Genomic DNA, 17,843 nt, shown 5'->3' on the forward strand with positions numbered 1-17,843 from the left:
CCTCAATTCCCAACAGGTAACTTGCCTGTGCGACAATGACTAGAGGCAGATGCGCGGGCAGGCCAAGACCAAGCCCATCGCGCAGATCCACTGACCAGCTAACAAGGTGGTCACGGCTGACTGTCGCCCGTGCTCAGAATGCAGTTTTCCCCGGCAAACAAATCCTCTAAGGTCGCCACAAAACAAGGACAGTAGGGTCTGGGGGGATCGAGTGTCACGATACGACAGATATGTGCTGTCCCAATACCTGCTGTTTTTCGGGTTCTTTGCCTTGATTCTGGTGGCAGTATTCTGGATCAATCGCGCGGTTGTGCTGTTTGACCGTCTGATCGGTGACGGACAGTCTGCATTGGTATTTCTGGAGTTCACGGCACTTGCGCTGCCGAATCTGGTGCGCATGGTGCTGCCCGTTGCCGCCTTTGCGGCCTCGGTCTGGGTGACCAACCGGCTCAACAGCGAGAGCGAGCTGACAGTGCTGCGGGCCACCGGCACCAGCCCCTGGCAAATGGCCAAACCGGCGCTGGCCTTTGGCCTGATTACGGCGGCAATGATGTCGATCCTGACCCATATTCTCCTGCCGGCCTCAATTGCCACACTCGAACAACGCGAATCCGAGGTTGCCCGCAATGTGACGGCCAAGCTGTTGAGCGAGGGCGATTTTCTGCATCCGGCGCGCGGAGTGACCTTTTACATCGGACGAATTGATCCTGATGGCACCCTGAATGATGTGTTCCTGTCTGACCGCCGCAACCCCGAAGAAAGCGTCACCTACACCGGCGGCAAGGCCTATCTGGTGCGAGACGACGACAAGACCCATCTGGTGATGGTCGATGGCATGTCCCAGCGCACCGACACGGAAACCCGGCGATTGTCCTCAACCATATTTTCTGATTTTTCGTATGATATCAGCAGCCTTGCCAATAAAGCTGAGACCAGAACCCGCAACATCCGCGCCATCCCCAGCCTTGAACTGCTGCGCGAGACGCCAAAGCTGATCGCTGAAGGGTCCTATAGTGCAGGCGCACTGGCCGAAGAACTGCACCTACGGTTTGCCCGCGCGCTGGTCTGTCTTGCGGTGGTGCTGATCGGCTTTGCCTCGTTGATGCTGGGCGGGTTCTCACGGTTTGGCGTCTGGCGGCAAGCATTCCTGGCCTTTGTGCTGTTGATCTTTGTCGAAGGACTGCGTGGGGTGGTGTCTGAACCGGTGTTACAGGATGCCGATCTCTGGCCGTTGATCTATCTACCCACGGTGATCGGACTTGCCGTGGGGCTGCTGTTTCTGCAACTGGCGGCCAAGCCGTTGGGACCAATTGTTACGCGCCATCGCCATCAACGTCGGGAGCGCACGGCATGACACTGGATCTTTATTATGCGCGCCGGTTTCTGCAATGGTTTGCAGTGATTTGTAGTGTTTTGTTAACCCTTGTGATCCTGATCGACCTAAATGAGCAGATCCGCCGATTTGACGCGCAGGACCTTTCCTTTGGTCAACTGTTTGGTCTGACGCTGCTGAATGCGCCCGCTGCCCTGAGCGAATTTCTACCGCTGATCATGATCCTGACCACCATCGTGCTGTTCATCGGCCTTGCCCGCAGCAGCGAATTGGTGGTGACCCGCGCCATTGGCCGTTCGGGCATCCGGGCGCTGGCGGCGCCTGTCCTGTTGGCAGCGCTGATCGGTGTTCTGGCCGTTAGCACGCTGAACCCGATTGTGGCCGCGACCTCCAACCGCTACCGTGATCTGGCAGAGACCTACCGCAATGGCGGCCCCGCCGCCCTGTCGCTGACCGGCGAAGGTCTTTGGCTGCGCCAGGGTGGCGCGCAGGGCCAATCAGTGATCCACGCCACCGGCTACAGTGGCGATCCTGAGAACATTACGCTGCATGAGGTAACGATCCTGTCCTACGGTCCCGAAGGCCGCCCAATCCGCCAGACGCTGGCCGATGCGGCCGCGCTGGACGGTGGAGACTGGGTTCTGACCAAGGCCAAGGTCTGGCCCCTGATTGTTGGCGTGAACCCGGAAACCAACGCTGAACACCACCCGACGCTACGGCTGTCCACCACGCTGACGTCCGAGAGGATCCGTGACACGCTGGGCACTGCCACAGGCATCTCTGTCTACGATCTGCCCTCGACCATCCGCGAGCTGTCAGAGGCCGGTTTTTCCACCAAACGCTACGAAGTCTGGCTACAGGTTGAGCTGGCGCGCCCGTTGTTTTTGATTGCCATGGCACTGGTTGGTGCTGCATTTACCATGCGACACGCCCGCTTTGGTGGCACCGGGCTTGCGGTATTAACCGCGGTTCTGCTGGGATTTGGGCTATATTTTCTGCGCAATTTCGCCCAAATTCTGGGAGAAAACGGTCAGGTTCCTGTGGCACTGGCCGGATGGGCTCCACCAGTTGCGGCCATCCTGTTGACGATGGGATTACTCTTACATGCCGAGGACGGATAACATGCGCGGCGCCCTGCTTCTTTCGACGGTTCTGCCTTGGCTGACCCTGGGTGCGCTTGCCCTGCCCGACACAGGGCGCGCGCAGGGGCTGACACCGGTCGCATCTGCGTCCAACGCCAGCAACGCCCCCGCGATCCTGGTAGCTGATCAATTGTTCATCACACCGGACCGCACCCTGGTGGCCGAGGGCAATGTCGAGGCGTTTCAAGACGGTGTCCGGCTACGTGCCCAGAAGATCACGTTTGATCAGACGCAAGGGGCATTGCAGATCGAAGGGCCCATTCGCATTGACGAGGGCGGCGACATTACCATTCTGGCCGATGCGGCCGAATTGGATCGTGACCTGCGCAATGGTCTTCTGACGGGCGCGCGGATGGTGTTCCAGCAGCAGCTGCAACTTGCCTCGCTGCAAATGACACGGGTGAACGGGCGTTACACGCAGCTCTACAAAACCGCCGTGACGTCCTGCCATGTCTGCAACGATGGGCGTCCACCGCTCTGGCAAATCCGCGCGGAGCGGATCACCCATGACCAGCAGGAACGCCAGCTCTATCTTGAGAACGCACAATTGCGGGTGTTGGACACGCCGATCTTTTACTTTCCGGGCATCCGCCTGCCGGATCCGACACTGGAACGCGCCAACGGATTTTTGATCCCGTCAATCCGCACGACGTCCAACCTCGGCACCGGGGTGAAAGTCCCTTATTTTCTGACCATCGGTCCCCATCGCGATCTGACCCTGTCGCCGTATCTGTCGTCGCGCACCCGGACGCTGGATATGCGCTATCGTCAGGCCTTTCGGCATGGCGAGATAGAACTCAACGGCGCCTATACCCGCGATGAGCTATACCGTGACGAGGATCGCGGCTATGTTTTTGCCGAGGGCCGCTTTGACCTGCGCAACGCCTACAAGCTGCGATTTGATCTTAAGACTGTATCTGACGATGCTTATCTGGTGGACTATGGCCTGCAGGATCTGGACCGGCTGCGTTCTGAGGTGGTCATTTCCAAGGTACAACGCGATAGCCTATTCCGGGCCAGCGCAATCTCCTACAAGACGCTGCGTGACAGCGAAAATCAGGATCTGATCCCCGCCTCCATCGGCAATATCTACTACGAGCGGCGATTCTTTCCGTCACAGATCGGTGGCGAACTGCGGCTGTCCCTGGAGACACACGGGCACAATAGAACCTCGGACATCGAAGGCGATCTGACCGACCCGGGCGGGCGTGATGTCGGGCGCGCCACGATTGATGTGGATTGGCGCCGCAGTTGGCGGTTCAATAGTGGGCTGGTGGCAGAATGGTCGCTCGGCGCGGCCGCGGATACCTTTGCTGTCTATGACGACAAGGTCTTTGCCAACAACACTTCGCGGCTCAGCCCGCGCAGTGCTCTGACCTTCCGCCTGCCAATGACAAGGCGCGAACAATCTGGTGCGACCCAATTTCTGGAACCGATACTGCAAATCGGCTGGACCGACAAAGGCGACACCGCCGTCCCCAACGACGAGAGCAATTTTGTAGAGTTTGATCGCGGCAATCTTCTGGAGCTGTCCCGCTTTCCAGCGACAGATGCCCGCGAAGACGGCATTGCCGTGGTTTACGGGTTAAACTGGGCGCGCTATTCCCCCTCTGGCTGGCAGGCCTCGGCCACCGTTGGACAGGTGTTTCGTGACGCAGACGACGGGCGATTCACCAAAAGCTCAGGACTTGGCGGCACCTCATCGGATCTATTGCTGGCGGCACAGCTGAAACTGAATGATGATTTGGCGATTTCCACACGCGGCCTTTTGAACGGGTCATTGAACTTTTCCAAGGCCGAGGTCCGGGGCGACTGGATGACCGAACGCAGCCGCCTGACCAGCACCTATATGTGGCTGGGCACCGATCCGGCGGAAGGCCGCTCCGAGGAAACCTCGGAGATCTGGTTCGACGGCGCTTACGAAGTTTCCCCCGGCTGGACGGCCAGCGCCAGTTTGCGCTACGACATCTCAGACGCCCGTGCCACCCGCGCGGGGCTTGGGTTGGTCTATTCCAATGAATGCGTGACGGTCGATCTTTCGGTCAACCGGCGCTATACATCGACAACAAGTGTTGAGCCGACAACGGATTTCGGCTTTACCATCGCGTTAAACGGGTTCTCCGTGGACAGCGGCAGCAAGAAGTACAGGCGATCATGCAAAAACACCTGAGTTTCCGGCCCCAAGGTGCGGCCCCCCTCCTTCAGCAATTGACCCGGACCACAGCCGCGCTGGCGTTCGTCGCCGTCGCGACGCTGGTGCCTGCACCGGTCGTCGCCCAAGGGCTGTTTGCCCCGGCTGTGACCGTGAATGATACGGTTGTCACCAATTACGAATTGCAACAGCGCGCCCGTTTCCTGACCCTGCTGCGCGATCCCGGCGATCCGTTGAAAAAGGCGCGCGAGGATCTGATCCTGGACCGCCTGAAGCTGGATGTGCTGGCGCAAGCCGGCATCGAGCCGACAGAGGAAGAGATTGCCGAGGGCATGAGCGAACTCGCCAGCCGCGCCAACCTCAGCCTGCAAGAATTCCTGAATGTGCTGGGCCAAAACGGCGTGGCACCTGAAACCCTGCGGGATTTCACCCGTGTGGGCATCGCATGGCGTGAATATGTCGCGGCACGCTATCTGGCTCAGGCCCGCCCCAGCGAAGATGAAATCGACCGTGCCATGGGGCTGTCCGGCTCTGGTGGAGTAGAAGTTCTGCTCTCTGAATTGATCATGCCGATCAACGCTCAAAACGCACCTCAGGTTGAGGACATCGCCCAACAGGTGAGCCGGATCAGCACCACTGGCGCCTTCTCTCAGGCAGCACAGCAATATTCAGCAACGGCCACCCGGCAGAGCGGCGGTCGGCTGCCCTGGATGCCGCTGACCAATCTGCCACCGCAGTTGCAACAGGTGGTGCTGGGCCTGCGTCCAGGCGAGGTGACCGCCCCGCTGCCGCTGGATGGGGCCGTCGCCCTGTTCCAGTTGCGTGATCTGCGCGAAACCAGCGGCGCCGCCCCCAGCTACGCCGCCATCGAATACGCGGCCTACTACCTGCCCGGAGGCCGCACCCCCGAGGCGCTGGCCGCAGGCACCAAGGTTGCAAACGCCATCGACACCTGTGACGATCTCTACGGCGTGGCCAAGGATCAGGATCCGTCTGTGCTGGACCGTGAAACTCTGGCCCCGGCAGAGATCCCACAGGATATCGCCATTGAGCTGGCCAAGCTGGATCCCAATGAAACCTCGCTGGCTCTGACCCGCAACAATGGCCAGACCCTGATGCTGCTGATGCTCTGTGGCCGCACCGCAGAGGTGAACGCCGAAGCCAGCCGCGAAAGCGTCGGCAACGCGCTGACCCAGCAGCGGCTCGGGGCCTTTGCCGACAGCCTGCTGGAGCAGCTGAAAGCTGACGCGCGGATCAGCGACGAATGAGCCGCCCTGCCCGCCCCTTGCCCATCGCGCTCAGCTGTGGGGAACCGGCGGGCATTGGCCCGGAACTGGCGGTGAAGGCCTGGCAGGAGCTGCGCGACAGTTGCCCCTTCCTGTGGTTAGGCGATCCACGGCACCTGCCCACGGGAACAGACTGGCAAGAGATCACCAATGCCGCTGAGGCCGTCGATGTCAGCGCCAGCGCGATGCCTGTGCTGCGGGTCGACTTTGCCGCCCCAACCGTGCCCGGACAGCTCAACCCCGACAATGCCGCCGGTGTCATCTGCGCCATCGAGGCCGGTGTCGCGCTGGTGCAATCCGGTGAGGCCAGCGCGCTCTGTACCGCGCCGATCCACAAGAAGGCGCTGATGGATGGGGCGCAGTTTCCCTTCCCCGGCCATACCGAATTCCTCGCCCATCTCGGCAATGTTCAGAATGTGGTGATGATGCTGGCCAGCCCGGCGCTGCGGGTGGTGCCTGCGACCATCCATATTGCCCTCGCGGAGGTGCCAAAGGCGCTGACCGCCGCGCGCCTGCGGGCCACCATCGAAATCACCGCCCAGGGGCTGCGCGATCAGTTTGGCCTGGCGCACCCAAGGATCGCAATTGCAGGTCTCAATCCCCATGCCGGCGAAGAGGGTGCCATGGGCCACGAAGAACTGGATTGGATGCGCGCGCTGATTGCCGATATGCAGGGCGGCGCCTATACGCTCTCTGGGCCGCATCCCGCCGACACGATGTTCCACGCGGCAGCCCGCGCCCGCTACGACGCGGCGATCTGCATGTATCACGATCAGGCGCTGATCCCGATCAAGACGCTGGATTTCGACCGCGGCGTCAATGTCACGCTGGGGCTGCCCTTCATCCGCACCTCGCCGGACCATGGCACCGCCTGCGACATCGCCGGTCAGGGCCTCGCCAACCCCTCCAGTCTGATTGAGGCGCTGCGGCTGGCGCAGTCCATGGCGCGCAGCTGACCGGGCAAATGGCCCGCAGACAGAACGCCGGCACTTGAAACTTCTTCTGGCCGGAAATATCCCCGCCGGAAGCATGAAAATCATGGCGCGTCCCTCGCGCCCCGTCCCAAGGTACCGATGATATGAGCGCTATCGACTCCCTTCCTCCCCTGCGTGAGGTGATCGAGACTCACCAGCTTCTGGCGCGCAAATCGCTGGGCCAGAACTTTCTCCTTGATCTGAACCTGACCGCCAAAATCGCGCGGCAGGCTGGTGACCTCAGCGAGTGTGATGTGCTGGAAATCGGTCCCGGCCCCGGCGGTCTGACACGGGGCTTGCTGGCAGAGGGTGCGCGTCGCGTATTGGCGGTGGAGAAGGACAGTCGCTGCATTCCCGCGCTGGCGGAAATTTCCGACGCCTATCCCGGCCGGTTGCAGGTGATAGAAGGCGACGCGCTGGAGGTGAACCCGCTCACCCATCTGACCCCTCCGATCCGCATTGCCGCCAATCTTCCCTATAACGTCGGCACCGAGCTGCTGGTGCGCTGGCTGACGCCGAAGGCCTGGCCGCCGTTCTGGCAGAGCCTGACCCTGATGTTCCAGCGTGAGGTCGCGGAGCGGATCGTGGCCGTGCCGGGCAGCAAGGCCTATGGGCGTCTGGCGTTGCTGGCGCAATGGCGTGCCGATGCTCGTATCGTGCTGTCGCTGCCGCCCGAAGCCTTTAGCCCGCCGCCCAAGGTTCACAGCGCCGTGGTGCATCTGACCGCCCTGGACTCCCCCCGCTATCCTGCTGACGCCGGCACATTGAACAAGGTCGTTGCGGCGGCCTTCAACCAGCGCCGCAAGATGCTGCGCGCCAGCCTCAAGAGCGTGAGCCCTGATATTGAGGATCATCTGACCGCCGTTGGCATTCCGCCGACCGAGCGGGCCGAACAGATTGGGCTGGAGGCGTTCTGCGCGCTGGCCCGCAGCCTGAAGCCTCTGGACTGACCTTTGCTTTGCAACATGTCAGCAACGCCTCTGCCAAATAGAAAACCCGGTCTCATCTGAGACCGGGTTTTTTTCCCATCCACGGTGTGCCAGATTTCATCAATCTGACGTCACGGATCTATTCCGCGGCTTCCGGCGCATCCGCAGCCGGGGGTTTTGGCTTGGGCTTACGCCGTGCTGCTGGTTTGCGCTCGGGTGCGGGAGCGACATCGTCCGTCTCTGCCACGGGCGCCGCAGCGGCTGCGGACGTATCACCAGTTTTGGCAGCGCCGCCTTTGGTCTCCTCGGCATGCGCAGCATCAGCTTTTGGCTGCGGCTTGCGGCTGCGTGGCTTGCGCGCCTGAGGCTTCTGCGGCTTGCTCTCGCCCTCGGCGCCAGCAGGGGCCTGATCGCGGCTTTCAGGTGTTGCGACAAGGCCGCTTTCACCATTGCTATCGCGCGGGTCTAGCACATCGGGTTGCGGCGCTGCAGCCGGATCATCGTTGCGGCTGCCCGCTTCGCGTTCCTGACGCTCGAGCCGTTCGGAACGCTCGCGGTCCCGCTCTGCCTGGCGTTCGCGGTTTTGCCGCTCCTGCTCTTCGCGGCGCGCGTCAATTTCGCGTTGTGCTTCGTTTAACATCCGCAGGTAATGCTCTGCGTGTTGTTGAAAATTCTCGGTGGCAACACGATCATTGCTCAACTGGGCATCACGCGCCAACTGATTATATTTATCGATGATCTGCTGCGGCGTGCCGCGTACCTTGCCCTCGGGACCGGAGCTGTCGAACACGCGGTTGACAACATTTGCCCCTGCGGGGCGGTTCCGGTTTGACTTGGAACGCGAACGTGATTTGGACGATCTCATATGCCTAACGTCAGCCTTGATTGTATTTGTCGTGGATCCACACCAGCGCGCCTCTGCGCCGGATCATCGACCATTTTGGGCTTGATGTCGCCGGGAGGTATTTTGCACCTCACCCGAAGGCGACCTCTCTGAGTAATCATGTTCCGCCTGTTCAGACAAGGGGTTGGATGGGATTATCCACTCTTTTTCTTACGAAACTGCGGATTTACGCGTGGATGACGGTGTTATCGGGCGTTTTCGCCACAGTTTCGGGCGCAAACCACCCTATCGCGCCCATCCAGGTCCTGGATGACGCGGATGTCGGTCAGCCCTGCGTCCACCAGAAAACGCGAGACGTCTGCGGCCTGGGTTGGCCCGATTTCTACAAAAACCCGCCCCTCTGGGCTAAGGTGCTCCGGCAGCTGTTCCGCGATCACGCGATAGGCCCCCAGCCCGTCGCCACCATCAGTGAGGGCCATCTCAGGCTCATGGCCGCGCACCTCGTCAGACAACCCATTCATTTCATCTAGCGCAATATAGGGCGGATTCGACACGATAAGGTCAAACCGCCCCACCACCTGCGAAAACCAGTCAGATTGCAGGATCTCGGCGCGCGGCTCCACCCGGTGCAGCACCGCATTGGCGCTGGCTTGCAAGCAGGCCGCCTCGCTCAGATCCACCCCCAGGCCAGTGGCCTCAGGCATCTCCGCCAGCAGTGTCACCAAAATGCAGCCCGATCCAAGACCGAGATCCAACACCCGCGCAAAGGGTTCAGCCAGTGCCGCCTCAATCAGGCATTCGGTTTCCGGACGCGGATCCAGCACATCACCAGAGACCTTGAACCGCCGTCCGTAGAATTCCCGCTCACCGACCAGATGCGACACCGGCACCCGGATGGCGCGCAGGGCAATCAGCTGCTCATAACGTTCGGCAATCTCCGGGGCCAAATCTTCGGGCGCAATCAAGGTGACACGGCTGGCCTCGATCCGGGCGGCATGGGCCAGCAGGACGCGGGCATCGCGCGCCGGATCGGGCACGCCGGCCGCGCGCAGGCGCGAGGCCGCAGCCGCCATCGCCTGAGCAGCTGTCTGTGGTGCGTTCATTGGCCCATCTCGGCCAACAGTCGCGCCTGATCATCCGCCGTCAGCGCGTCGATGATTTCATCCAGGTCGCCCTGCATGATCTGATCCAGCTTATAAAGCGTCAGGTTGATGCGGTGATCCGACATCCGCCCCTGCGGGAAATTATAGGTGCGGATCCGTTCGGAGCGATCACCAGAACCGACCTGACTGGCGCGATCAGCTGAGCGTTCGCTGTCGATCCGCTGGCGCTCCAGATCATAGAGCCGGGTCCGCATCACCTGCATGGCAATCTCGCGGTTACGATGCTGGGATTTTTCAGAGCTGACAACAATGATGCCGGTCGGGATATGGGTGATCCGCACGGCGGAATCTGTGGTGTTCACATGCTGGCCGCCAGCACCAGAGGCCCGCATGGTGTCGATCCGCAGATCGCCGGGATCAATGCGCAGATCCACATCCTCGGCCTCGGGCAGAACCGCGACAGTGGCGGCGGAGGTGTGAATGCGGCCACCGGATTCCGTCACCGGAACTCGCTGCACGCGGTGGACGCCGGATTCATACTTCAGCCGGGCAAAGACGTTTTCGCCCTTCACATGGGCCACCACTTCTTTCAGCCCGCCCAATTCGGTGGTCTGCTCTTCGATGATCTCAAATCCCCAACCCCGTGCCTCGGCGTAGCGCTGATACATGCGCAAGAGATCACTGGCAAAAAGAGCCGCCTCGTCGCCGCCGGTGCCGGGGCGGATTTCCAGCATAGCCGGACGTGCGTCAGCCTCATCACGTGGCAACAGCGCCAGTTGCAGCGTGTGTTCCGCCTCAGGCAGAGCGGCGCGCAGCTGCGGCAATTCCTCTTCAGCGAGCTCTGCCATATCGGGATCCGCCAACATCTGTTCGGCCTCTTCCAGATCGGACAGCAGCCGGCGATAGGCGGTGATCTGCTCCGCAACCGGGCGCAGGTCGGAATATTCCTTGGCCAAAGCCGCGATATCCGCACCGGCAACGCCCTCAGCCATTGCAGCCTCAAGATACTGGAACCGTTGCAAAATTTGTTCAAGGCGGTCTTCGGGGATCATGCGCGCAATGTCCGTTCTGATCTGTCTTTGGCGAAAGCTGCCCTTGTGATATGCTAGGGTCATGCAACATGCCAGTCCTCATATCGTGGGAACGGACCGCCTGGAGCGCCGCGCCCGTGCCGTTATTCACCCCGAAAACAATGCTGTGCCCCCAGGTCGGCAGTTGATGCGGCTTCTTGGTCTTGTGCTGCTGTTTCATACCATCGCGACAACTGTCCGAGCGGATGTGACCGCTCCGAACGGCCGCACCATTGACTGCTATTGTACCGACAAGACAGGCAGCCGGATCGAATTGGGTGAATTTATCTGCCTTCAAGTTGATGGGCGCATGTTCACGGCCCAATGCCAGATGTCGCTGAACGTACCAATGTGGCGCGAGGTACAGCAGGGGTGCCTTGCAGCTGAGACCCATGAGGCACCTGCGGCCTCGAGAGCGGCCAATCCGCTTCCGCGGATCTGACCCTGCTAACAATCGTCTTGCCGCCTCAGCCCTGCCAGCGAACTATTGCGGCGCAGGCTCCATCTGCGCGATCCAGCTGTTGATCCGGTCGTTATTGGCCCCCAGATCGGAGCGGCCAAAGCGCAGCCGGGCATAGACCTTGAGCAATTCACCATCCTGCCGCGCCGTGGTGTAATCTGGAAACCCCAAAAGCCGGGTGCGGGTCACATAGGTGACCATCTCATCCTCGACCGAGCCCGCAAGGACCCTGGTGCGTGCTGCGTTGCTGGCAACAATATGGAACCGCGCCAACCCATCCTCACCACTGCGCACGACACGGAATACACCACCGCGAAATGTCTTATCCTCAGAGAATTCTGGCTGGGTGTTCCAGTCCAGCGGGTCACTGGGGGCAAGGCGGATAAAGCCAAGCACCACAACAATGGCTGCGATGCTCAGCCAGATGAATATCACCACACGACCCATATGGTCCGCTCTCCCTCGTGGCGGCTGCCACCGGGCAGCACACCTTATTTGGTTGTAACGCCAGGCAAGATGCACAGCAGCTCGTATAGCAGGTTCGCTGCCGTCAGCGCCGTATTGCCGGACGTGTCGTAGGGGGGTGACACTTCGACCATGTCACACCCAACAATATTCAGCCCCCGCAAAGCCCGGATCAATTCCAGCGCCTGCGGCGTTGTCAGCCCGCCGATTTCCGGCGTGCCTGTTCCCGGTGCATATGCCGGATCAAGACTATCAATATCATAGGACACGTAGACAGGCCTATTGCCGATATCGCGACGAATTTCCGCACCCATGCCGTGCAGAGAGCGGTTCCACAGCTCGCTTGCCGGAAAATGCTGAAATCCCCAGCTTTGCGCCTCTTTAAAGTCGCTGGCACCATAACCTGTGCCACGCAGGCCGATCTGGTAGGTCTTGTCGGCGACAATCAGACCCTCCTCATAGGCACGACGGAACACGGTGCCATGGGTCTCGCGCTCGCCGAACATATCGTCGTTCACATCCGCATGGGCATCGACATGGACCAAGGCGACGGGACCGTATTTTTCAGCAATGGCGCGCAGGATCGGCAGGGTGATCGAATGGTCGCCGCCCATCGCAACCGGTGTCACATCACTGGCCAGAATGGCGCTGTAGCTTTCCTGGATGATACGCAGGCTGTCGGGCAGAGAGAACGTATTGATCGCCAGATCGCCGATATCGCCAATGTTCAGGCTGTCGAACGGCGCCGCGCCAGAGGTCATGTTGTAGGGGCGGATCATCGCGCTTTCGGCGCGGATCTGCTTCGGCCCAAAGCGGGTGCCAGAGCGCCAGGAGGTGCCGATATCCATCGGCACGCCCAGAATGGCTACGTCCAGCCCGTCCAGCGAGGTGGCCTGTGGCAGCCGCATGAAGGTGTTCGGACCGGAAAACCGTGCCAGATCATTGCCGCTGATCGGTTGATTGAAGTCAGTCATTGTCTCTCATATTCCAGCCAAGAAGGCAGATAATTTCGGTCGCCACATGGGCGCCTGCGATGGCGGTGGCGCCGGTGGTGTCAAACGGAGGGGAAACCTCCACCACGTCGCCGCCTTTGATATTGATGCCTGCAATCTCGCGCAGGATGCGCGACGCCTGCGCCGAGGTCAGCCCGCCCCAAACCGGCGTGCCGGTGCCCGGCGCATAGGCTGGATCAAGACAGTCAATATCGAAGGTCAGATAGGTCGGCCGGTCGCCAAGGATCGCCTTGATCCGTTTCGCGGTCTCAACCGGGCCGATGTCATGCACGGTGGGCGCGTCGATGATGTTCACACCCAGCGTATCGTCATTGGTGGTGCGGATCCCGACCTGAACGGATGTTTTCGGATCCACAAGGCCCATTTTCACGGCCTTGTAGAACATGGTCCCATGGTCGATCCGGTCCATATTGTCGTCGGGCCAGGTGTCGGTATGGGCATCAAACTGCAACAGCGAGATCGGGCCGTGTTTCTCGGCATAGGCCTTGAGGATCGGAAAGCTGATATAATGATCCCCACCCAAGACGACCGAGGCCGTGTCGGTCGCCAGAATACCGCGAATATGATCCGTCAACGCCGCCGGAAATGCCGGAACATCCGCGTGATCGAAAGCCAGATCACCATAATCGGCAATGGCCAGTGTGCTCAGCGGTTTATGTGGCCAGCCATAGGGTTCGTCCGGGCTTTGCAGGCAAGACGCCTCGCGGATTGCGCGGGGACCCAGCCGTGTTCCGGGCCGGTTGGTCACCGCCTGATCAAACGGCACGCCCGTGACCGCGATATCCACCCCGGTCAGATCCTTGGTATATTTGCGTCGCAGAAAGGAGGTCGCTCCACCAAAGGTGATCTCAAAGCTGAGACCTTTCATATCCTCACGCGTAAAGGCGTGATCGATCATGTGCTTTGCGTCTTCTAGCGCCATTCTGCGCCTCCTTGTGATGCACCTGCTGTTTGATCAAATAGCGGGTCACATTGTCCTTGTCACCCGTCGTTGGATGCGTTGACCGCTGGCTGTGCTCTCTCGACCAGACGGGCGAAAAACGACGCCCCAATCGGCGCGATCTCATCGTTGAAATCGTACTTCGGATGATGCAGCCCGGCGCTGTCGCCCTGCCCCAGAAACAGATAGGCACCGGGGCGGGCCTGAAGCATGTAGGAGAAATCCTCCGCCCCCATTTCGCGCCCGGCCTCGGCCTCCACATTCTCAGGACCCGCAACCTCGCCCGCGACGCTGGCCGCAAAACCCGTCTTGGACGCGTCATTGATGGTGGCAGGGTAACCCACCTCATAGTCCAGCTCAGCCTCAACACCGTAGCTTGCTGCCTGCCCCGCAACAATTTCCTTCATCCGCCGCATCACCATCTCCTGCACACGCGGATCAAAGGTGCGCACGGTGCCGTTGATATAGGCGGTGTCAGGGATCACGTTATCGACGGTGCCGGTGTGGATCTGGGTGACAGAGACCACGAGATCGTCCAGCGCATAGTGGTTGCGCGACACAATCGTCTGGATCGCCTGCGCCATGCCGCAGGCCGCCATCACCGGATCGCGGGTTTCATGCGGCATGGCCCCATGGCCGCCGACGCCCTGAATATTGATGTGGAAGGTATCAACTGCCGCCATCAACGGCCCCGGCGTGGTGGCAAAGGCCCCAACAGGCAGGCCCGGCGCATTATGCAGCGCATAGACCTCACCAATGTTGAACCGCTCCATGATGCCCTCTTCGACCATGATGCGGGCGCCGCCGATGGCTTCCTCCGCAGGCTGGAAGATCAGCGCCACGCGGCCTTTGAAATTCCGCGTCTCCGCGAGGTATTTCGCGGCCCCCAAAAGCATGGTGGTGTGACCATCGTGACCACAGGCGTGCATATTGCCCGCATGACCTGAGACATAGTCGACCCCCGTTTCTTCCGGGATGGGCAGCGCGTCCATATCGGCGCGCAACCCAATGGTCGGCCCGTCGCCTGCGTCATTGCCCTGCCCGTTGATGATCGCCACCATACCGCTGGTCGCGATTCCCTCATGCAGCTCATCCACACCAAATTCGCGCAGCCGCTCAGCGACAAAGGCCGCGGTTTTTGGCAGGTCCAGCGCCAACTCGGGGATCTGGTGCAGATGCCGACGCCAGGTCTTCATCTCGTCGGCATAGTCGGCAATTCGGTTCACAACCGGCATTGGGGTGGACTCCTTGGTCAGACTCGGGATTGATGCATCTGACACTGGAACAAGAGCCGCCGCAATGCCCGAAACCGATCTCATCCACAATGAAACTGCCGGCATTGAACGGCTGTTGGAAATCATGCGCCGCTTGCGGGATCCAAAGGGCGGCTGCCCCTGGGATATCGAGCAGAATTTTGCAAGTATCGCGCCCTATACCATTGAAGAGGCTTACGAAGTTGCCGACGCAATTGAGCGTGAAGCCTGGGATGAGCTGAAGGGGGAACTGGGCGATCTGCTGTTTCAATCGGTGTTTCATGCCCAAATGGCGGCAGAGGCCGGGCATTTCACCTTTCAGGATGTGGTCACCACCATGTCCAACAAGATGGTGTCGCGCCATCCGCATGTCTTTGGCGATGAGAGCCGCGAAAAATCCGCCGACCAGCAGACCGCCGACTGGGAGGCGATCAAGGCGGCGGAACGCGCTGACAAGGCACAACGGGGCACCTTGGATGGCGTTGCGGTTGGCCTGCCCGCCCTTCTGCGCGCTTATAAGCTGCAAAAACGCGCCGCGCGCGTCGGCTTTGACTGGCCCTCGGCAGATAATGTCATCGATAAAATCGCCGAAGAATCTGCCGAACTGGTAGAGGCGCGCGACAGTTTGAGCCAGGCGGAGGTCGAGGAGGAATTCGGTGATCTGATGTTTGTGATGGCCAATCTGGGTCGTCACCTGGGTGTTGAACCAGAGGCGGCGCTGCGGGCTGCCAATGCCAAATTCACCCGCCGGTTTGAGGGCGTCGAAGCCAAGCTATCCGCCCGCGGCAAACGCCCCGAGGACAGCGATCTGACCGAAATGGATGCGCTCTGGGATGAGGTGAAGGTCGAGAGCCGCGCCGCCGCCAAAACAGACCACAAATGATCGGTCGCCCTGCACAGGCGGCCACAGCCTTGTCTCTATCGCCGTTGCGCCCCATATCCCTATAATGTTGAGATTGACCCCGATCCTATTGGCCGTGATCTATGGGCTGGTGATGTACCGCCTGTCGATATGGCGGACTCATCGCGCCCTGGACGAACAATCGACTGAGCTGGCCGATGCCCGCCTGCGTCAACTGACAGATCGCATGGCTGCCGCGCTGGAGATCAGCCATATCCCGGTTTACATCTATGAGGTCGACCCCGTGAACGGGCTGGCGGCGCCGGACGGGCGGATTTTTATCACCCGTGGGTTCTATCGCAAATATCGCAGTGGCGAGGTCAGTGACGCCGAGCTGGCCTCGGTCATCGCGCATGAGCTGGGCCATGTGGCGCTGGGGCATGCTAAAAAGCGCATGATCGACTTCTCCGGTCAGAACGCGCTGCGCACTGCCTTGATGCTGATCATCGGTCGCTTTGTTCCTTTTGTTGGTCCCTGGATCGCCAATGTCTTGACCTCTCTGCTAGCTGCCCGCCTGTCGCGCGGGGATGAATATGAGGCAGATGAATATGCGGCTGCCCTGCTGACCAAATCCGGCATCGGCACCGCGCCGCAAAAGAGCCTGTTTCGCAAGTTGGAAGAACTGACCCAGGCCCGCAGCGGCCTGGCCCCCGCCTGGCTAATGAGTCATCCCAAGACAGAGGAACGTATCGCCGCGCTGGAGCGCCTGGAACAGCGCTGGAGTAGTAAAAAGACTTGAAGATTGCGCTGCAAGACCCTGGTTTGACGTAAGAGTTATGCAATTCAGAACGGGTGTTTTGGCCTGTTGGTTTGTCTGCGGATCGCAGTGTCCCCATCTGATCGCAACCAATTCCGCGTCGGAAGCGTTTCCTTCAGAGACGCAGAGCTGACATCACCCAATGCCTGCATTGACGGAACATCGGAGACCCAACATGCGCTATTCCGTTCTTGACCTTGCCCCAGTTCCCGAAGGCCAGGACATTGCCCAATCGCTGCGCAACAGCACCGACCTAGCACAGCGGGCCGAGGCCTGGGGCTATCATCGTTACTGGCTGGCTGAACATCACAATATGCCCGGTATCGCCAGCGCTGCAACAGCCGTGCTGATCGGCCATATTGCCAGCCAGACACAATCCATCCGGGTGGGCGCCGGGGGCATCATGCTTCCAAATCATGCGCCCTATATGGTGGCAGAGGCCTTTGGCACGTTGGCCAGTCTCTATGGTGACCGGATTGATTTGGGGCTGGGCCGCGCGCCGGGCACCGATATGCAGACGGCGCGCGCACTGCGGCGCGGGTTCCAGCCGGATGACGGCACCCCCGACGGTTTCCCACATGATGTGATCGAACTGATAAACTACCTTGGCCCGGAAACATCCGAGACACGCGTGCGCGCCTTTCCCGGTCAGGGCACCGCCGTTCCAGTCTGGATTCTCGGGTCCAGCCTGTATGGGGCACAACTGGCGGCCCAGCTGGGGCTCCCTTATGCTTTTGCCTCGCATTTTGCGCCCGCAGCGCTGGAGCATGCCTTGCAAGTTTATCGCAGCACCTTTCGACCTTCCGCGCAACGTTCAGCGCCACATGCGATGATTGCTGTCAATGTCTTTGCCGCAGAGGCCGGTGCAGAAGGCGTCCGGCTTAAGACAACCATGCAGCAGGCCTTTGCCCGGTTGCATCAGGGCAAACCCGGCAAGCTGCCGCCCCCGGTGGACGATATCGACGCCCATCTGACACCGCAGATCCTGACCGGTGTGAATGAGGCGTTACGGATCTCGGCCACCGGCAGCAAAGCGACGGTAACCGCAGAACTGAGCGAGATTTTGGAACGATATCAACCGGATGAGGTGATCATAACCGGGCAGATCCATGATCACACAGCGCGACTGAGGTCGTTTGAGATCGCAGCCGAAGTTCTGAGTGCGGTCTAAGCTCAGCGGTCGCACCTGCGGATTGCCAAGGCAGACCCACCTGAACCGCT

At 60.6% G+C, this 17,843-nt stretch carries 17 protein-coding genes; 10 read left to right on the plus strand and 7 right to left on the minus strand.

Translation table 11 applies throughout. The annotated features are described in order from the left end of the window. Positions 1–211 precede the first annotated feature (211 nt). The 6 genes from lptF (at position 212) to rsmA (ending at position 7,837) form a co-directional block, all read left to right on the plus strand. Entirely contained in the window at positions 212–1,354 is a 1,143-nt protein-coding gene (gene lptF, locus PhaeoP97_RS09760) for an LPS export ABC transporter permease LptF (RefSeq protein WP_072504903.1), read from the plus strand. Then, positions 1,351–2,454 carry an LPS export ABC transporter permease LptG gene (gene lptG, locus PhaeoP97_RS09765; protein ID WP_072504904.1) on the plus strand — a complete coding sequence of 368 codons (1,104 nt, stop codon included), beginning with the start codon at positions 1,351–1,353 and terminating at the stop codon, positions 2,452–2,454. The genes lptF and lptG overlap by 4 nt, the downstream gene beginning before the upstream one ends. Before the next feature lies 1 nt (position 2,455). Continuing rightward, complete coding sequence (locus PhaeoP97_RS09770) at positions 2,456–4,645, plus strand: LPS-assembly protein LptD (protein WP_072504905.1); 2,190 nt, start codon at positions 2,456–2,458, stop codon at positions 4,643–4,645. Continuing rightward, positions 4,630–5,895: a peptidylprolyl isomerase gene (locus tag PhaeoP97_RS09775; protein WP_072504906.1), complete on the plus strand. Its 1,266-nt coding sequence runs from the start codon at positions 4,630–4,632 to the stop codon at positions 5,893–5,895. The genes PhaeoP97_RS09770 and PhaeoP97_RS09775 overlap by 16 nt, the downstream gene beginning before the upstream one ends. After that, positions 5,892–6,869, plus strand: coding sequence for a 4-hydroxythreonine-4-phosphate dehydrogenase PdxA (gene pdxA, locus PhaeoP97_RS09780; protein WP_072504907.1), 978 nt, complete (start codon positions 5,892–5,894; stop codon positions 6,867–6,869). Before PhaeoP97_RS09775 ends, pdxA begins: the two co-directional genes overlap by 4 nt. A gap of 122 nt (positions 6,870–6,991) precedes the next feature. Then, positions 6,992–7,837 (plus strand): 16S rRNA (adenine(1518)-N(6)/adenine(1519)-N(6))-dimethyltransferase RsmA, encoded by an 846-nt coding sequence (rsmA, locus tag PhaeoP97_RS09785; protein ID WP_072504908.1) that lies wholly within the window; start codon positions 6,992–6,994, stop codon positions 7,835–7,837. A 118-nt stretch (positions 7,838–7,955) separates the two neighbouring features. On the opposite strand, the gene PhaeoP97_RS09790 is transcribed toward rsmA, so the two are convergent. The 3 genes from PhaeoP97_RS09790 to prfA all read right to left on the minus strand — a co-directional run bounded on the left by PhaeoP97_RS09790 (position 7,956) and on the right by prfA (position 10,815). Continuing rightward, complete coding sequence (locus tag PhaeoP97_RS09790) at positions 7,956–8,681, minus strand: DUF4167 domain-containing protein (protein ID WP_072504909.1); 726 nt, start codon at positions 8,679–8,681, stop codon at positions 7,956–7,958. 224 nt (positions 8,682–8,905) lie between these two features. Continuing rightward, positions 8,906–9,763, minus strand: coding sequence for a peptide chain release factor N(5)-glutamine methyltransferase (gene prmC, locus PhaeoP97_RS09795; protein ID WP_072504910.1), 858 nt, complete (start codon positions 9,761–9,763; stop codon positions 8,906–8,908). Continuing rightward, entirely contained in the window at positions 9,760–10,815 is a 1,056-nt protein-coding gene (gene prfA / locus PhaeoP97_RS09800; protein ID WP_072506399.1) for a peptide chain release factor 1, read from the minus strand. Before prfA ends, prmC begins: the two co-directional genes overlap by 4 nt. Positions 10,816–10,981: 166 nt before the next feature. On the opposite strand from prfA, the gene PhaeoP97_RS09805 reads away from it, so the two are divergent. Beyond that, positions 10,982–11,275 carry a hypothetical protein gene (locus PhaeoP97_RS09805; protein ID WP_237029021.1) on the plus strand — a complete coding sequence of 98 codons (294 nt, stop codon included), beginning with the start codon at positions 10,982–10,984 and terminating at the stop codon, positions 11,273–11,275. A gap of 42 nt (positions 11,276–11,317) precedes the next feature. Here the strand turns inward: PhaeoP97_RS09805 and PhaeoP97_RS09810 are convergent, their stop codons facing one another. The 4 genes from PhaeoP97_RS09810 to PhaeoP97_RS09825 are packed head-to-tail and all read right to left on the minus strand — an operon-like array spanning position 11,318 to position 14,946. Further along, positions 11,318–11,740 (minus strand): DUF1499 domain-containing protein, encoded by a 423-nt coding sequence (locus PhaeoP97_RS09810; RefSeq protein ID WP_072504912.1) that lies wholly within the window; start codon positions 11,738–11,740, stop codon positions 11,318–11,320. A gap of 44 nt (positions 11,741–11,784) precedes the next feature. Then, positions 11,785–12,732, minus strand: coding sequence for an agmatinase (gene speB, locus PhaeoP97_RS09815; RefSeq protein ID WP_072504913.1), 948 nt, complete (start codon positions 12,730–12,732; stop codon positions 11,785–11,787). Then, positions 12,725–13,693 carry an agmatinase gene (gene speB / locus PhaeoP97_RS09820; RefSeq protein WP_072504914.1) on the minus strand — a complete coding sequence of 323 codons (969 nt, stop codon included), beginning with the start codon at positions 13,691–13,693 and terminating at the stop codon, positions 12,725–12,727. Before speB (PhaeoP97_RS09820) ends, speB (PhaeoP97_RS09815) begins: the two co-directional genes overlap by 8 nt. 59 nt (positions 13,694–13,752) lie before the next feature. After that, entirely contained in the window at positions 13,753–14,946 is a 1,194-nt protein-coding gene (locus PhaeoP97_RS09825; protein ID WP_072506400.1) for a M20 aminoacylase family protein, read from the minus strand. A gap of 64 nt (positions 14,947–15,010) precedes the next feature. Between PhaeoP97_RS09825 and mazG the strand changes: the two genes are divergently transcribed. The 3 genes from mazG to PhaeoP97_RS09840 all read left to right on the plus strand — a co-directional run bounded on the left by mazG (position 15,011) and on the right by PhaeoP97_RS09840 (position 17,793). Next, positions 15,011–15,847 (plus strand): nucleoside triphosphate pyrophosphohydrolase, encoded by an 837-nt coding sequence (mazG, locus tag PhaeoP97_RS09830; protein WP_072504915.1) that lies wholly within the window; start codon positions 15,011–15,013, stop codon positions 15,845–15,847. Between the two features lie 64 nt (positions 15,848–15,911). After that, positions 15,912–16,604, plus strand: a complete 693-nt coding sequence (locus PhaeoP97_RS09835) for a M48 family metallopeptidase (RefSeq protein WP_072504916.1) — start codon at positions 15,912–15,914, stop codon at positions 16,602–16,604. Between the two features lie 193 nt (positions 16,605–16,797). After that, positions 16,798–17,793 carry an LLM class flavin-dependent oxidoreductase gene (locus tag PhaeoP97_RS09840; protein WP_072504917.1) on the plus strand — a complete coding sequence of 332 codons (996 nt, stop codon included), beginning with the start codon at positions 16,798–16,800 and terminating at the stop codon, positions 17,791–17,793. Positions 17,794–17,843: the final 50 nt, after the last annotated feature.

It is taken from the genome of Phaeobacter porticola, from assembly GCF_001888185.1.
In the GTDB taxonomy this organism is placed as follows: domain Bacteria; phylum Pseudomonadota; class Alphaproteobacteria; order Rhodobacterales; family Rhodobacteraceae; genus Phaeobacter; species Phaeobacter porticola.

Bases quoted from the DNA above. Each gene is read 5' to 3' on its own strand.
- lptG (WP_072504904.1), top strand. From the start codon at position 1,351: ATGACACTGGATCTTTATTATGCGCGCCGGTTTCTGCAATGGTTTGCA.
- PhaeoP97_RS09770 (WP_072504905.1), top strand. From the start codon at position 2,456: ATGCGCGGCGCCCTGCTTCTTTCGACGGTTCTGCCTTGGCTGACCCTG.
- PhaeoP97_RS09775 (WP_072504906.1), top strand. From the start codon at position 4,630: ATGCAAAAACACCTGAGTTTCCGGCCCCAAGGTGCGGCCCCCCTCCTT.
- pdxA (WP_072504907.1), top strand. From the start codon at position 5,892: ATGAGCCGCCCTGCCCGCCCCTTGCCCATCGCGCTCAGCTGTGGGGAA.
- rsmA (WP_072504908.1), top strand. From the start codon at position 6,992: ATGAGCGCTATCGACTCCCTTCCTCCCCTGCGTGAGGTGATCGAGACT.
- PhaeoP97_RS09790 (WP_072504909.1), bottom strand. From the start codon at position 8,681: ATGAGATCGTCCAAATCACGTTCGCGTTCCAAGTCAAACCGGAACCGC.
- prmC (WP_072504910.1), bottom strand. From the start codon at position 9,763: ATGAACGCACCACAGACAGCTGCTCAGGCGATGGCGGCTGCGGCCTCG.
- prfA (WP_072506399.1), bottom strand. From the start codon at position 10,815: ATGATCCCCGAAGACCGCCTTGAACAAATTTTGCAACGGTTCCAGTAT.
- PhaeoP97_RS09805 (WP_237029021.1), top strand. From the start codon at position 10,982: ATGCGGCTTCTTGGTCTTGTGCTGCTGTTTCATACCATCGCGACAACT.
- PhaeoP97_RS09810 (WP_072504912.1), bottom strand. From the start codon at position 11,740: ATGGGTCGTGTGGTGATATTCATCTGGCTGAGCATCGCAGCCATTGTT.
- speB (WP_072504913.1), bottom strand. From the start codon at position 12,732: ATGACTGACTTCAATCAACCGATCAGCGGCAATGATCTGGCACGGTTT.
- speB (WP_072504914.1), bottom strand. From the start codon at position 13,693: ATGGCGCTAGAAGACGCAAAGCACATGATCGATCACGCCTTTACGCGT.
- PhaeoP97_RS09825 (WP_072506400.1), bottom strand. From the start codon at position 14,946: ATGCCGGTTGTGAACCGAATTGCCGACTATGCCGACGAGATGAAGACC.
- mazG (WP_072504915.1), top strand. From the start codon at position 15,011: ATGCCCGAAACCGATCTCATCCACAATGAAACTGCCGGCATTGAACGG.
- PhaeoP97_RS09835 (WP_072504916.1), top strand. From the start codon at position 15,912: ATGTTGAGATTGACCCCGATCCTATTGGCCGTGATCTATGGGCTGGTG.
- PhaeoP97_RS09840 (WP_072504917.1), top strand. From the start codon at position 16,798: ATGCGCTATTCCGTTCTTGACCTTGCCCCAGTTCCCGAAGGCCAGGAC.